Source organism: Streptomyces sp. NPDC006368 (assembly GCF_040612535.1).
In the GTDB taxonomy this organism is placed as follows: domain Bacteria; phylum Actinomycetota; class Actinomycetes; order Streptomycetales; family Streptomycetaceae; genus Streptomyces.
Window position 1 is genome coordinate 16,332 of the sequence record NZ_JBEXQK010000047.1, and the last position, 14,704, is coordinate 31,035.

The following is a 14,704-nucleotide window of genomic DNA, read 5'->3' on the forward strand; positions in this document are numbered from 1 at the left end:
TATGTCACAGTTCATGTCATAGGTGTGGCGGGCTCGGGTGGCCGGGCACGGCAGGGCTGCGGTCAGGACCCGTCGGGCGGCTGGGGGGTGTCCACGGGCGCGGCGTACTCCGGGAGCGTCAGGCGGGCCTCGGCGCCGCCGTCGTCGGCGTTGGAGAAGACCAGCTCCGCGCCGATCGCCGCCGCCTGGCCCGCCGCGATCGTCAGGCCGAGACCGTGGCCCTTGCTGCCGCTGTCCGTGCGGAACCGCTGCGGGCCGTGCTCCAGCAGGTACGGCGGATAGCCCGGCCCGTGGTCCCGGACCGTCACCACCGGGCCGTCCACGCGCACCACGACCGGCGGGCGGCCGTGCCTGTGGGCGTTGGTGACCAGATTCCCCAGCACCCGCTCCAGGCGCCGCCTGTCCGTCTCCACGCGCGCGTCGCGGACGACCCGCACCTCCGTGTCCGTGCCCGACGCCCGCACCACCCGCTCGGCCAGCGGGCCCAGCGCGTGCACGTCCAGGTCCACCCTCTCGGTGCGCGCGTCCAGCCGGGAGATCTCCAGCAGGTCCTCCGTCAGCGCGCGCATCGCCTTCACCCTGTCCCGCACCAGCTCCGCCGGACGGCCCGCGGGCAGCAGCTCGGCCGCCGCCGACAGCCCCGTCAGCGGCGTGCGCAGCTCATGCGCCACGTCCGCCGTGAACCGCTGCTCGCTCAGCAGCTTGCGCTGGAGACTGGACGCCATGGTGTCCAGCGCCCCCGACACCGTCGCGACCTCGTCCTCCGGGCGCGAGGGGTCCCTCGTGCGGGGGTCGTTGACCCGGGCGTCCAGGTCACCGGCGCTGATCCGCCGCGCCACCTGCGCCGTCAGATGCAGCCGCCGGGTCACCCGGGTGACCGCGACCGAGCCCACCAGCAGCGTCGCGCCGATGGCCAGCACCGACGAGCCCACGATCGCCTGGTCCAGGCCCCTGATGGTGCTCGCGCTCAGCGAGTAGTCCACGCGCACGGCGAGCGCCCGCCCGTCCGCAGGACCGGCCGCCCACATCGTCGGCCGGTCCTCGAACGCGGCCACCAGCGTGCCGCGCCGACCCCGGGTGGCCAGATCGCGCAGCGAGGCCGGCAGGCCGGGCGGGTCGACGCCCGCGAACGGCGGCAGCGGCTCGCCCGCCTCGTACGCGACCGTCACCTCCTCCAGCAGACCCAGGGCCTTCTCGCGGGCCGTGTCCACGGTCCGGCGGCTCACCGAGACATGGACCAGCGTGCCCAGCAGCGCGGCCAGGGCGCAGCACATGACCGTGATGAACACCGCCGCCTTCCACGTCAGCGTCGCGGTCCAGGCGGGCGGACGAGGGCGCCGGGGCCGGCGGCGCGTGGTCATGACCCGGCCACGGGAGGCGACGCCCCCGGGACCGCGGGCTCCTCGGGCGGCGGGTCGGGGGCGTCCGTGCGCGGCGGCACCGGCTTGACGCGGATGATCTCGTCCCGCGTCGGCAGCATCGCCCGCTGCTGGGCGTCCCACGTCCACGCCGTGCGGTACTCATAGCCCGGGATGCCCGCCGAGACGACCCGCGTGACCAGGTCCCTGCCCGCCAGCCGCACGCTCACGATCTGCTCGACCGTGGACATGATGCGCGTCAGACCGCCCTTCTCCGGCATGTAGCAGCGCAGGCCGAGCTGCTGGTCCGGCATCCGGATGCCGACGATCAGCTCGTCCCTGCCGTCCCCGGTCAGATCCCGGTAGTACGGCTTCAGGACCGGGCACGCCTTCGGCCTGCTCCGGCACTCGGCGATCCGCTCCACCGTCTCCTCGTACCGTCCGTCGGCCCCGCTGAACCGGTCCGGGTGCGCGGCGGCCTCCGTCCGGACGACCGCCACCGGGTCGAGCCGGCGCACATCGCCGTCCGGCACCTCGATGCCGGGGACGCGCTCGGTGTCGCTCTCGCCGTAGTCGATCGGCGGCGCCGTCACGGGCGGCAGATCGGGCCAGAGGGGGACCGGGCCGACCGCCGTCGGGGTGGGTCCCGCGCTCTCCAGCCCGCCCGGGTCGTCGCACCCCGGCACCGCCACCGCCCCGACCAGCGCGAGCGCGGACAGCGCGACCCCGGAGAACGCGATGGGGCGATGCGGGCTCACGGTGCTCCTGCGGTCGGCGGCGGCTCGTCCGTCAACCTTATGCGGAGGGAAGTCCCTTTTGTCGACCACGCGGGGACGGCCTGCGCAGCCGGGCCCGGCCTGCGGGGCGGGGCCCGGCCTGCGGGGCGGGGTCCGGTCTGCGCGCGGGGTCCGGCCGCTGTGCCCGCTGGGCGCCCGACCGCACCCCGGGCCGGGCCCGGTCTGTCGCCTTGGGCGCGCCCGTACGCGGGGGACCGCCTGCTCGGCCGGGACCGTACGCCGGGCCCGCCCGTGCGTCGGGGCGGTGCCGGACGCCGCGGGCCCGGGGAGTCCGCGTGCCCGCTGGGCTCCCGCCTCCGTCCTACCGGTGGCCCAGGGCCCGGCGGCACAGGGTGAGCAGCCTCTCGTCGTCGTGGATGTCGTGATCGCCCGGGCTGCCCTCCGACACGTTGTGCCGGCGGGGCCGGGCCAGCTCGGCGCGCAGCAGCGTCGCCGCCGGCTGCGCCGTGACCGGCCCCAGCTCGGCGAGGCATTCGGCGATCCGCACCCGCGTGTACCGGTTCTCCTTCCACCCCGCCACCAGCACCGGCAGCGCCTCCTCGAGGTCCCCCGTCACCCGGCACAGCGCCGCCGCCGCGTCCACCCGCAGCCACAGGTCCGGTGCCGTCAGGCAGGAGCGCAGCTCCGGGCACGCCGCCCCGGCGGCCCCGCCGATCGCGCCCACCGCCCACGCCGCCTCGCGCCGCTCATGGGCGTCCGGCGCCCGCAGCAGCCCGCACAGCTTCGGCAGTAAGACCCCGGCGTCACCGTCCACCGCCCACAGGGCCCGTGCCGCCATGCTCACCAGCCCCGCCGAACCGTCACCCAGCAGCGCCCGCAGATCCGGCACCGCCTCACGGGCCGCCGGCCCGAACGCCGCCACCGCGCGCAGCGCCGACTCGATCACCCACTCCCGGCGGAACGCCGGCGCGCCCCGCAGCACCCGCAGCACCTCCGGCAGCGCGTCCACCGCCCGCAGCCCCGCCAGCGCCAGCAGCAGGGGCCCCGCCTGCTCGCTCAGCTCCTCGTCCAGCGGCAGCGCGCCGAGCCTCCGCCGCAGCACCGGCGCGAGCGGCGCACCCGCGTCCGCGAGGTACGGCACCGCGTACACCAGCTGCGCGTTCGGCTCGGACTCCTCCAGCGCCCGCGCCAGGGCCGGCACCGCCCGCGCATCCCCCGCGCGGGTGAGCGCGAGCAGCGCGCTGCCCGGCCACGTCCGGCCCCCGCCCGGCCGCTCGGGCTCCCACGGCGCGGGGTCCGCCGCGACCCGCGCCGCCAGCGCGTCGGCCGCCGGGCGCGCCAGCGCGAACAGGCCCTCCAGCCATGACGCGGCGGCCGTCCTCAGCCGCGGCTCCGGGTCCGACAGCTGCGCCCCGACGAGCCGCACCACCTCGTCGTACGCCCCGCGCCACGTCTGGACCAGCCCGCCGCACATCCACACGGCGTCGGCCCGCTGCCCCCGGTCGGGGCTGCGCAGCTGATCCGTGACGAGCGCGATGCGGTCGTCCACCCGGTCGTCCAGCGCGCTGTGCAGGGTCCGCAGCAGATCGTCGGCCCACGCGGTGCCCCGGCCCGCCCGGTGCTCCTCGCGCAGCTCCCGCAACTGCCCCACCAGGGACGGCGTCACCGGGCGGGCGGCCGGCTCCAGCGCCTCCACCGGCTGGGCCGCCGCCGCGCGCAGCTCCGCCAGCAGCCCCGTCACCCGCGCCACCACGTCCGCGGGCAGCCGCGCCGGCGCACACCGCGCCAGCTGCGCCAGCGACGCCAGCCGCAGCGCCGGATCCTGGGCCGCGCCCATCAGCCAGGCCAGCCACTCCACCGTCTCGTCGCGCAGCGACTCGTACCGCAGCGCGATCCGGCCCACCGCCTCGACCAGCGCCAGCCGCACCTCCGTGTCGGTCTCCACGGTCAGCCGCTCCCGCAGCAGCACCAGCACGCGCGCGGGGTCGCCGTGCAGTGAGGCGAGCGCGCCGGGCGCCGCGAGCCGTACCTCCCGGTCCGTGTCACCGAGCAGCCCGACGAACACATCGGCGCCCGCGGCGACGGCCGCCGCCGCCATCGCGTAGTTCGCCGCGTCCTCGAACTCCTCGCCCTCCGGGTCGAGTTCGTCCAGCTCGTCGTCGCCGCCCAGATCGATGCCGCCGATGCTGGTCAGCAGCTCGACGATGCAGCCGCGGTCCTGCACCTCGGGGGAGGCCACCAGCTCCAGCAGGAAGGGGATGCACGCGAGCGTCGAGTCGTACACGTCGCCCTGGTGGTGGACCGCGCCGTACATCCCCTCCAGCGCCATCTCGCGCTCGGCGGCGTCGCCGGAGGCCAGCCCGCGCAGCAGTGCCGGCACATCGTCGGCCGGGCCGTAGGCATGCCCCAACGAGGCCCAGTCGACCTCCTCGATCCCCGTGAACATGCCCATCCCTCCCCGTCAACACTGCACTTGGGGGCAATAGTGCACCACACCGCCGTCCACCATGACCCGCCAATCGGACACGCGTCGCCCCCTGTTCGTCACCGCCCCGGCGCCCCGTCTTGCCCCAGGAGAGCGCGGCTGTTCCCATGGAACGGGGTGATGCTGCATGACGGGACTGCGGGTGACACCGACCCGCCTCCACGGCCGGGACCGGCTCCACGTCAGCCTCCCGGACGGCCGGTCGGTCGCCTGGTACGACCGGCAGAGCGGCCGGGTCAGTCTGCTGTACGACGCCTACGAGGACGACGTACGGACCGCCCTCGCCCCCTACGTCACCGGTACGGTCACCGTCGGCCCGCCGCCCGTCCCCACCCCCGCCGACCTGGCACGTCTCTCGCTGCACCCCGACGACGACCTCGCCCCCAACCGCCCCGGCGAAGCGCTGCACCTGGCGCTCGACCGGGCGGGCCGCCCGGCCCCGCGTCTCTTCCGGCGCGACCCGCGCCCGGCGGAGCTCGCCGCGCACCAGCGGGTCGGTGACGCCCTCGACCGGCTCGACGGCGCCGGCTGGCGGGTCCTGCACTCCGTACCGCTGCCCGGCGCCGCCCGCATCGACCACCTGGCCATCGGCCCGGGCGGCGTGCTCGTGGTGCGCACCGTCGCGGCGCGCGGCCACCGGGTGCGGTTCGCCGACCCGCTGGTCGCCGTGGGCCGCGCCGAGCCCCTGCCGCGCCTGCGGTGGCTGCGCCGTGACGCCGAGCGCGCCGCGCACGCGCTGGCCACGGCCGTGCACCCGGTCCTCGCGGTGGCCGAGGCGGCCCGCTGGGACCTGCCGCCGGGGCCCCCGGACGTGCGGGTGCTGCGGGACGGCGAGATACCGTCCCTGGCCGCCCTCGGTGGCGTACTGAAACCGGTGGACATCGACGCGCTGTACGCGACGGCCCGCGACCGGCGCACCTGGCTGGCCGCCTAGGGCCCGCCCTCCCGGCTCCGGACCGTGCCCTCCCCGGGCCCGCCGTCGGGGTCCTTCAGCCGCAGCACGGTCGTCACCGTGTGCCGTGTCGTCCCCGTCGCGACCTCCGCCGTCAGCTCCGGCGGTACGGAGCGGTAGGTGACGTCGCCGATGCCGACCGCCGTCGCGGTGCCCGGCTCGCCCGGGGTCAGGGCCCGCAGCACACTGCCCGCGCGGGAGCGCAGCGCGGGCGGCAGCGGGCTGGACACCACCGGGACGTCGTCGTCCGGAAGGACCAGCACCAGCGCGGCCGGCCGTTCCCGGGCGCCGGTGAAGCCGACCACGACCGCGTCCTTGGTGTCGGTGTGCCGGAACTTGCGCCACGCGCGCGTGCCCGCCCGGTACGGCTGGTCCAGCCGCTTGATCACGAGCCCCTCGACACCGATCGCGGGCAGTGTCTCGTACCAGGTGGCCGCCACCTCGGGGTCGGTCGTCATCGGTACCGCCTGGATCGGCGGCCCGAGCTCCGCGAGCAGCTCCTCCAGCCGCTCCCGGCGCCGGTCGTAGCGCGACCGCCGCAGATCGGCGCCGTCCGCCGCCAGCACGTCGAAGGCGGCGTACGAGGCGGGCAGCCGCCGCGCCAGGGCCGGCGCCCGCCCGGGAGTGGCGAAGGCCCGGCCCTGTACGGCGGCGAAGTCGATCCGCCCCTCCCGCCAGACGACCACCTCACCGTCCAGGACGGTGCCCTCCGGCAACCGCAGGGCGGCCTCGGCCAGGTCGGGGAACGCGGCGGTGACGATCCGCCCCGAGCGGGCCTGGAGCACCACCTCGCCGCCCTGCCGGAAGATCACCATCCGGTGGCCGTCGAACTTCGGTTCGTACGCCAGTCCGTGCTCGCGCGGCAGCGTGCCGACCGTCTCGGCGAGCGCGACCCTGACCGGCGGCTGCAACGGCCTCGGCGGTTTCACCGGCACCGTCATGGCAGGGCCCCCGCCCGCTCCGGGTCGAGCAGCGGCGCGAGCAGGTCCCCGTACCGCTGGAGGCGCGGCGGAAGGTCACCGATGCCGAAGGTGAGCTGCGCGGGGTCCCCGCACGACTCGACCTCCTCCCAGGTCACCGGGGTGGAGACGACGGGTGCGCGGCGGGCCCGCAGTGTGTAGGGGGCGGCGGTCGTCTTGGCGGCGGCGTTCTGGCTGTGGTCGACGAAGACCTTGCCGGGGCGCAGGGATCTGGTCATCCGGTGCACGACCAGGGCCGGAAGGTCCGCCTCCGCCTCGACGGCGAGCTGTTTCGCGTACGCCGAGACCCGTTCGGAGGGGGCGCGCTCCAGCGGGACGTACAGGTGGAGCCCCTTGGCGCCGGACGTCTTCGCGTACGCCTCAAGGCCGTCCGCCGCGAGGCGCTCGCGCAGCCAGAGGGCGACATGGCAGCACTCGACGACACCGGCGGGCGCGCCCGGGTCGAGGTCCAGCACGAGCCGGTCGGCCTGGGCGGGGGCGTCGGCCCGCCACTGCGGGGTGTGGAACTCGACCACGAGGTTGGCCGCCCACATCAGGGAGGCGAGGTCCTCGACCATCACCTGGCGGGCACTTTCGTCCTCCGACCGGGGGACGGGCACCGTTTTCACCCAGGAGGGGGTGCCGGGCGGCGGGTTCTTGGTGAAGAACAGCTGCCCGTCCGGCCCGTCCGGATACCTCAGGAAGGACAGCGGGCGGCCTCTGAGGTGCGGAAGGAAGCACGTGGCGGCGGTCGCGTAGTAGTGGAGGAGCTCGCCCTTGGTGGTGCCGGTGGCGGGGTGGATGACCTTGTCCAGGTTGCTGAGCGCCAGCCGTCGCCCCTCCACCTCGGTGATCGGCGTCATACGATGAGAATCCCACGGAACCGGGACGAAAGGGATGAACCATGCGGTCCATCTGGAATGGTGCCATTTCTTTTGGCCTGGTCAGCATCCCGATCAAGCTGGTGAACGCGACGGAGAACCGGTCCATCTCCTTCCGGCAGATCCACACGGAGGACGGCGGCCGCATCCGCTACCGCAAGGTGTGCGAGCTGGACGGCGAGGAGGTGCCCTCGGCGGAGATCGGCAAGGCGTACGAAGAGGCCGACGGGTCGATGATCCAGATCACCGACGATGATCTCGCCGCGCTGCCGCTGCCGACGGCCAAGACGATCGAGATCGTCGCCTTCGTACCGGCCTCGCAGATCGACCCGCTCCAGATGGACGCGGCGTACTACCTGGCGGCGAACGGGGTGCCGGCGGCGAAGCCGTACACGCTGCTGCGTGAGGCGCTCAAGCGCAGCGAGCGGGTCGCCATCGCCAAGTTCGCGCTGCGCGGGCGGGAACGGCTCGGCATGCTGCGCGTCGTCGACGACGTGATCGCCATGCACGGCCTGCTGTGGCCGGACGAGATCCGCCGCCCCGAGGGCGTCGCACCCGACACCTCGGTGACGGTCCGGGAAGCCGAACTCGACCTCGCCGACGCCCTGATGGACACGCTCGGCGAGGTGGACATCGAGACCCTGCACGACGACTACCGGACGGCGGTGGAGGAGCTGATCGCCGCGAAGGCGGAGGGCTCCCTGGAAGTTCCGGCCGAGCCGAAGAAGGAACGGGGCGGCCAGGTCATCGACCTGATGGCCGCGCTGGAGAGCAGCGTCCGCGCGGCGAGGGAGGCGCGTGGCGAGGACGCGGCGGAGGCCTCGGTGACGGCGATCTCCCCGAGGAAGAAGGCGCGGGCGGCGCCCAAGGAGACGGGTGGGAAGAAGTCCACGGCGAAGACGGCCGCGAAGAAGACGTCGGCGGCGGCGCGCAAGTCGACGTCGAAGACGACGGAGAAGAAGCCGGCGGGGAAGGCAACGGCGAAGACGGCGGAGAAGTCGGCGGCGAAGAAGTCCACCGCGAGGAAGACACCCTCGCGCAAGCGCTCCGCCTGACCCCGTCGGCGCCCCGCGACCGGAGCGGCACTGCCGGCGCGGGGTGCCGGGGTGCGGGAGCGGCGCGGGTGCGGGGCGTGGGGGACGGGTGCGGGGTCACGGTGTGCGGTGGGGTGCGGTGGGGTGCGGTGGGGTGCGGTGGGGTGCGGTCCCGCGGCGTCCCCGGCGCGGCCGGCCCGTTGGGCGCGGGGGCGAGGGGCCGGTCGACTGGTCGGCGCTGTCGCGGCGCGCACGCGCGGGGACGTGGCTCTGGAGATGTACGAGCGGCTGGTCGAGCCCCGGCACCCACGCCGTACCGCTGGACGCGGAGTGCGCCGGACCAGCGCAGATATTGGCCGAAAAAACATTCTCCCGGAGCCGGTCGTCCGGCCCCTGAGCGGCACGATCGTCGAAGAGCTCCCCGACTGCGCCGCCCGCGTCGCGCCCCTTGACCGCACCGACTTCCGCCACTCTCCGCGACGCCTGGCGCGCGCCACGCGAACGCGGCACGGAACGCGGCCCGCTCGTCCCGTCGGCCGCCCTTCCGGTGTCAACCGGGCGCACCTCTTACCCGGGGAGCGGCGCGTCCGGCCACGGCGACCAAGGGCTAACCCACGGACGCCGGTCGCGCCAGGTCCGCCGTCCGCTGCGCATACCGGGCCTCCGAGCCCGGCTCCGGCGGTGACGACTCGAGGGCGAGCCGGGCGGCGCGGTCCGGGGAGAAGTCCAGCGCGGCGAGCACCGACGGCACGGCGATGCTCGGCAGCACGTGTTTCTGGAGCGCCGCGTAACGCCGGTCCAGGTCCTCGTAGTTGCTCATGATCTGCGACACCGCCTGGACGCCGGCGAAGGCACCCACATACAGGTCGGCCGACTCGGCGGGGTTCACATGGGGCAGCAGCTCACCGTGCTCCTTGGCGGCGGCCAGCAGCTCCAGGGTGCTCTCCCGCCACCGCAGGAACGGCCCACGGCGATCGAGGCTGTGGGCCTGCTGGTCCATGGAGAGCCGCACTCCGGCGCGGGCGAGGAGACTGGTCCGCATCCGGTGGATGAACAACACCCCGACGTCCACCAGCTCCTGGAGCTTCAGATCCTGCGGCGGGACCCGCTGCGGCGGCTCCTGGGCGTCGAAGACGCCCATCGCCAGCTCCTCCTTGGACTGGAAGTGGAAGTACAACGCGCCCTTGGTGACACCCGCGACCTTGAGGATGTCCGTGATGGTGGCGGCCTGGTAGCCCTGTTTCTCGAAAACCTGGGCCGCGGCCTCCAAGATCGTCTGGCGGGTGCGGATCGCCCGAACCTGCTTGGCCACGCGTACCTCCTTCATGACAGCGGGATCACGCCACGGTGAATGATCCGGGACGACGCTTGAGGGGAAGAAAAAAACCGCCTAGTCTGAATGCTACTGGCTTGTTTGCATCGATCGTGCATCGCCAGGGCAGCGCTGACTGTCATCATCCTGGGGGGGAATCATGCATGAAGCGGCAGTTTTAACCGACCTCGCACCGATAACCGACCTCGCACCGATAACCGACCTCGCGCCGATAGCCGGCCACGGGCCGCCTCCGCCCAACCCGACCGCACAACCTGTTCACTTGGCCATGGTGCACCGTATCCGGACGGCGGACGCCTTCCCCACGAGCTGGGCGCGGACGGGGGAGCACCGCTTCACGGTCACCGCCGTGCTGCCGCACGACCACTCCTTCTTCGCGCCGGTGCACGGCGACCGGCACGACCCCCTGCTCCTTGCGGAAACGATGCGCCAGTCCGCCATGCTGGTCTTCCACGCCGGTTACGGAGTCCCGCTCGACTACCACTTCCTGATGGCCTCCCTCGACTGCACCTCGCGGCCGGAGGGCCTCGCGGTGGGCACCGGGCCCACGGAGGTGGAGGTGGAAGTCGTCTGTTCCGCGCTGAAGTGGCGCGGCGGACGGCCGTTCCAGGGGCGGGTCGACTGGGTCGTGCGGCGCTCGGGAGCGGTCGTCGCCACGGGTGTCGGCGTGACCCGGTTCACCAGCCCGCCGGTCTACCGGCGAATGCGCGGCGACCAGGGCCTCGCCCCTCCTCCCGCCGGGCCGGTGGCCCTGCCGCCGGCGGCGCGCACCGGGCGGGCCCGGGCCGACGACGTCGTCCTGTCGGAGACGGCACAGGAGAACGTCTGGCAACTGCGGGTGGACACCACCCACTCCACTCTCTTCCAGCGCCCCAATGACCACGTGCCCGGCATGCTGCTGCTCGAAGCGGCCCGGCAGGCGGCCGGTATCGCGACCGCCCCGAGCGCTTTCGTGCCCGCCACGGTCAGCACCCGGTTCCACCGGTACGCCGAGTTCGACCGCCCCTGCTGGGTCCAGGCCCATGTCACCGGGGGCGGGACACCGGAGACCACCTCAGTGCGGGTGACCGGCAGTCAGGACGACGCCCTGGTCTTCTCCGCGGTCCTGTCCGGCCCCGCCGTCACGGACAGTCCTTCGTGATCCTCGTGACCGGGGTGACCGGCGCGGTCGGACGCGAGGTCGCCCGGCTGCTGGCCGCGGCCGGGCCGGTACGCGCCCTGGCCAGGCGGCCGGAGCGGGTACCGGTCACCGAGCGCGCCGTCGACGTCGTCCAGGGCGACTACGACGACCGTGACTCCCTCGACCGGGCCCTGCGCGGAGTGCGTGCGGCGTTCCTCGTGACGAACAGCCCCACCGAGCCGCACGACGCCCGGTTCGCCACGGCCGCGCGGGAGGCGGGCGTCCGCCACCTGGTCAAGCTGTCCATGGCCGCCGTCGCCGAGCCGGACGCCGATGACCTCCTCGTCCGTGTGCAGCGCCGCAACGAACAGGCCATCAGGGAGTCCGGTCCGGCCTGGACCCTGCTCCGTGCCAGGACGTTCATGTCCAACACGCTGCGCTGGGCGGGCACCATCCGCTCCGAGGGCGTCGTACGCGCCCTCTACGGCACGTCCCCCGTGGCGTGCGTCGACCCCCGGGACATCGCGGAGGTCGCCGTACGCGTCCTGACCGAACCGGGGCACGAGGGAAAGGCGTACTCCTTGTCCGGGCCCGAGGGGATCAGCGCGGCCGAGCAGACCGCGCAGCTCTCCGAAGTACTGGGCCGGCCGCTGCGGTTCGAGGAACTGACCCGCGAACAGGCCCGGGCCGAGCTGCTCCGGCGCCATCCGGAGCCGGTGGCGGAAGCGTTCCTGCGGAGCGCCGAGCGCCAACGGGCCGGGGCCAAGGCGCACGTACTGCCCACGGTGCCCGCGCTCACGGGGCGGGCGGCGCGGCCGTTCCGGGCCTGGGCGCGCGATCACGCGGACGCGTTCGCCTGAGCCGGACCCCGGGAGGGGGCCATATCCGAAGCGGTATGGCCCCCTCCCGCGTATGCATAACAAACCGCGGGCGCTCTTTTTATGGGTGGAACGGGCCATGGCGGACGGATGAACAAGCGTGAGCCGCCGGTCGCATGCGCGACGCCCGGTGTCCGTGACCGCCGCGACGACCCGCCCGTTCCACGCGCTGACCAGCTGACAATCCGTCAACTAGCCCTGCACCACGAGAGGTTGAGCCTCGGTGGAGACATCGGTGCGAGTCGAATCACTTTGCCAAACCGGTACGTCGGTTTGTAACGTCGCGTATGAAGAGGACACGTGCATGGAGACTGGGGGAACTATGCGCTTTCGGATGCTCGGTCCGCTCGAAGTGATGGCGGGCGACCGGCCGGTCCCTCTCGGGGGAACCAAACAACGGGCCACTCTGGGGTACCTGCTCCTTCAGGCCAACCAGGTCGTGCCCACAAGCCAGTTGCTGTCCGCCCTGTGGAGCGGTGAGGACACGCCCGCCACCGCGCGCAAGATCCTCCAGAACGCGGTGTGGGGGCTGCGCGGGATGCTCACCACCTCCGCCCCTGCCGTCGAGCACCCGGCCACGCTCGTCACCCGGGCTCCCGGCTACATGATCAACGTCGACCCGGACCAGGTGGACCTCCACCTCTTCCGCAAACGCGTGCACGAAGGCCGCGCCCGCCTCGCGGCCGGCCGTCCGGAGGAGGCGGTCCCACCGCTGTGCGAGGCGCTGGAGCTGTGGCGCGGCCCGGTCCTGGCCGACCTCGTCGAGCGGGGCACCTCCTGGCCCGAACTCACCGCCGTGCAGAACACCCGTCTCGACGTCCTGGAGGACTACTTCGAGGCCAAGCTGCAGTGCGCGCAGCACTACGCCGTCCTGGGCGAACTGGAGACGACGGTGGAGGCCGAGCCGCTGCGCGAGCGGACCGCGGGGCAGCTGATGCTGGCGCTGTACCGGTGCGGGCGCCAGGCCGACGCCCTGGGCGTGTACCACCGCATCCGCGCGACCCTGGTCGAGGACCTGGGACTCGAACCCGGCCATGAGCTGCGCCGGATGCAGCAGGCCATACTCGCCCAGGACCCCGCCCTCGACATCGCCCCCGCCGCGGCGGTCACCGCCGACCGGTACCTGGTCGGCGTGCCCGGCGGCCGGGTCCGCCAGCGCGAGGAGCACGAGGTGTACGAGGAGCGCCTGGGGGCGGGGGCGCCGGACGGCCGACGGCACCGGGACGAGCGGTCGCGTGAGGGGCGGCCTCACGAGGAGCGGTCGGGCGAGGAGTGGCCTCACGAGGAGCGGTCGCGTGAGGGGCGGTCGTGTGAGGGGCGGCCTCACGAGGAGCGTCACCGTGAGGCGCGCCGTCGGGAGGAGGCGCACCGCGACGAGCGCCGTCGCGAAGAGGCGGCCCACCGTGACGAGCGTCGACGTGAGGCGCACCGCGACGAGCCGCGGCGTACGCCCGCCGGGGTGTTCGCCGACCGCCGTGTCCAGGCCGCAGCGCCGCCGGTCATCCCGGCGCAGGGTGGCCGCGTGCCGGTGCCGCGGCGGCAGACCCCGGCCACCTTGTTGACGACGACGCGTCAGCGCGTGAGCGTGCTGCTCGTCCGGTCCCGGCTCGCCCCCGGACTCGGCGGCGGTGCCGCGGAGTCGATGGACCAGGTCTTCGAGAGCGTCAACGCCTCCGCACGGCGGCAGATCGAGCGGCTGGGCGGCGAGACCGTGGCCTCGATCGGGGCCGTGACGCTGGGCCTGTTCCGCTCGCCCGACGAGGAGAGCGCCGCGCTCTCCGCCGTACGCGCGGCCGTCGCGCTGCGCGACCGCCTCACCGTGCCGGCGGTCCCCTCGACCCCGGACGGCACACGGCCGGCGTCCTGGCGGGGGCTGACGCTGCACGCGGCCGTGGCCACGGGGCAGGCGCTCGTGCGGTTCCGGCAGGACGATCCCACCGTCCCGTCCGCGGTCAACGGGGCCCTGATCGACCGGTGCCAGTCCCTGCTGGCGCTGGCGCCGCCCGGCGGGATCCAGGTGTGCGACGCCACTCGCGCCGCCGCCGCGTCGATGGTCGAGTACGCCCTGAGCGGCGGGGCCCAGGCCGGATGGCGGGTGCTCGACGGGGTGCCGGAACACCACCCGGCGCCCGGGGTCCGGGCGGGCTGACACCGACGGCAGCCGCTGTCCACGGCCCGCTGCCCGCCGGTGATCAGGCCCGCGGGCGGCGGGCGGCGGCCGGTGGCGTTCCCGTCAGTCGGCGAATCCGAGGACCGGCCACCAGCGCGGTGACACCGCGGCACCCAGGGCCCCCACGCCGTGCCCGGCGCAGCTGTCAGCCGGGGCGACGGCGCGGACCGTCTGATCGGTGGTCAGTCGTGGCAGGAGGAGCCGCCACAGCCGGGTGAACATGTGTCCGCTGAACCACTGCGGATCCGTGCGCCCCAGCGCCTCGAAGCCCAGGGTCGTCGCCGCGATGACGACGGTGGCGTCCTCCAGCGTCACCCCGTCGGCGAGCGCGCCCTGCCGGGCGGCGGCGGCCAGCCCGTCGCCCACCCACTCGGCCCAGTACCGCCGCAGGCTGCCGCCACCGCCCTTCCAGGTGGTGTCCGCGCTCAAGCCGAACCCCGCCCGCAGGATCACGTCCTCCCGCATGTGCAGCGCCAGCGTGTGCGTGGCGTCCACCAGGCCCTGGAGAGCGGGACCGGTCGCGTCGCCCCACGGGGGCGCGATCCGGCGCAGGGCCGTCACGGCCTCGTCCTCGACCGCCTCGGCCAGGGCGTTCTTGTTCACGAAGTGGAAATACAGCGCGCCATTGCTCACCCCGGCTCGGGTGCTGATGGAGGTGAGCGACGACAGGGCGAATCCGTCCCTGTCGAACACCTCGGCGGCGGAACGAATAACTGCTTCACGTGTGCGTGCCGCCCGCTCCTGCTTCGTCATGTCGTGCTCCATGGTCGCGGCGGTCGGGCCTCGGAATGGGATGC

12 protein-coding genes are annotated in these 14,704 nt (G+C 74.2%); 5 read left to right on the forward strand and 7 right to left on the reverse strand.

The window, feature by feature from the left end:
• Positions 1-62 precede the first annotated feature (62 nt).
• The 3 genes from ABZZ38_RS26115 to ABZZ38_RS26125 form a co-directional block, all read right to left on the reverse strand.
• A complete protein-coding gene (locus tag ABZZ38_RS26115; RefSeq protein ID WP_356744236.1) occupies positions 63-1,361 on the reverse strand; it encodes a HAMP domain-containing sensor histidine kinase in 1,299 nt (432 codons plus the stop codon).
• Complete coding sequence (locus ABZZ38_RS26120; protein ID WP_356744238.1) at positions 1,358-2,116, reverse strand: hypothetical protein; 759 nt, start codon at positions 2,114-2,116, stop codon at positions 1,358-1,360. Before ABZZ38_RS26120 ends, ABZZ38_RS26115 begins: the two co-directional genes overlap by 4 nt.
• Positions 2,117-2,456: 340 nt before the next feature.
• Positions 2,457-4,541, reverse strand: coding sequence for a HEAT repeat domain-containing protein (locus tag ABZZ38_RS26125; RefSeq protein WP_356744240.1), 2,085 nt, complete (start codon positions 4,539-4,541; stop codon positions 2,457-2,459).
• A 166-nt stretch (positions 4,542-4,707) separates the two neighbouring features.
• Between ABZZ38_RS26125 and ABZZ38_RS26130 the strand changes: the two genes are divergently transcribed.
• The gene (locus ABZZ38_RS26130) at positions 4,708-5,514 is read left to right on the forward strand and encodes a nuclease-related domain-containing protein (RefSeq protein WP_356744242.1); all 807 of its coding nucleotides are present in this window, start codon (positions 4,708-4,710) and stop codon (positions 5,512-5,514) included.
• On the opposite strand, the gene ABZZ38_RS26135 is transcribed toward ABZZ38_RS26130, so the two are convergent.
• Both ABZZ38_RS26135 and ligD read right to left on the reverse strand, forming a co-directional pair.
• The gene (locus tag ABZZ38_RS26135) at positions 5,511-6,461 is read right to left on the reverse strand and encodes an ATP-dependent DNA ligase (RefSeq protein ID WP_356744244.1); all 951 of its coding nucleotides are present in this window, start codon (positions 6,459-6,461) and stop codon (positions 5,511-5,513) included. The two genes, ABZZ38_RS26130 and ABZZ38_RS26135, sit on opposite strands and share 4 nt — an antisense overlap.
• Positions 6,462-6,469: 8 nt before the next feature.
• Entirely contained in the window at positions 6,470-7,354 is an 885-nt protein-coding gene (gene ligD / locus ABZZ38_RS26140) for a non-homologous end-joining DNA ligase (protein ID WP_356744246.1), read from the reverse strand.
• Between the two features lie 41 nt (positions 7,355-7,395).
• Between ligD and ABZZ38_RS26145 the strand changes: the two genes are divergently transcribed.
• Positions 7,396-8,427, forward strand: a complete 1,032-nt coding sequence (locus tag ABZZ38_RS26145; RefSeq protein WP_356744248.1) for a Ku protein — start codon at positions 7,396-7,398, stop codon at positions 8,425-8,427.
• Between the two features lie 586 nt (positions 8,428-9,013).
• Here the strand turns inward: ABZZ38_RS26145 and ABZZ38_RS26150 are convergent.
• Entirely contained in the window at positions 9,014-9,718 is a 705-nt protein-coding gene (locus tag ABZZ38_RS26150; protein ID WP_356744250.1) for a ScbR family autoregulator-binding transcription factor, read from the reverse strand.
• A gap of 289 nt (positions 9,719-10,007) precedes the next feature.
• On the opposite strand from ABZZ38_RS26150, the gene ABZZ38_RS26155 reads away from it, so the two are divergent.
• From ABZZ38_RS26155 to ABZZ38_RS26165, 3 genes are all read left to right on the forward strand, one after another.
• Complete coding sequence (locus ABZZ38_RS26155) at positions 10,008-10,880, forward strand: ScbA/BarX family gamma-butyrolactone biosynthesis protein (RefSeq protein ID WP_356744275.1); 873 nt, start codon at positions 10,008-10,010, stop codon at positions 10,878-10,880.
• On the forward strand, positions 10,877-11,719 hold the full coding sequence (locus ABZZ38_RS26160; protein WP_356744252.1) for an SDR family oxidoreductase: 843 nt from the start codon (positions 10,877-10,879) through the stop codon (positions 11,717-11,719). The genes ABZZ38_RS26155 and ABZZ38_RS26160 overlap by 4 nt, the downstream gene beginning before the upstream one ends.
• A gap of 340 nt (positions 11,720-12,059) precedes the next feature.
• Positions 12,060-13,886, forward strand: a complete 1,827-nt coding sequence (locus ABZZ38_RS26165) for a BTAD domain-containing putative transcriptional regulator (protein WP_356744254.1) — start codon at positions 12,060-12,062, stop codon at positions 13,884-13,886.
• Positions 13,887-13,970: 84 nt separating this feature from the next.
• On the opposite strand, the gene ABZZ38_RS26170 is transcribed toward ABZZ38_RS26165, so the two are convergent.
• Entirely contained in the window at positions 13,971-14,660 is a 690-nt protein-coding gene (locus tag ABZZ38_RS26170) for a ScbR family autoregulator-binding transcription factor (protein WP_356744255.1), read from the reverse strand.
• Positions 14,661-14,704 lie beyond the last annotated feature (44 nt).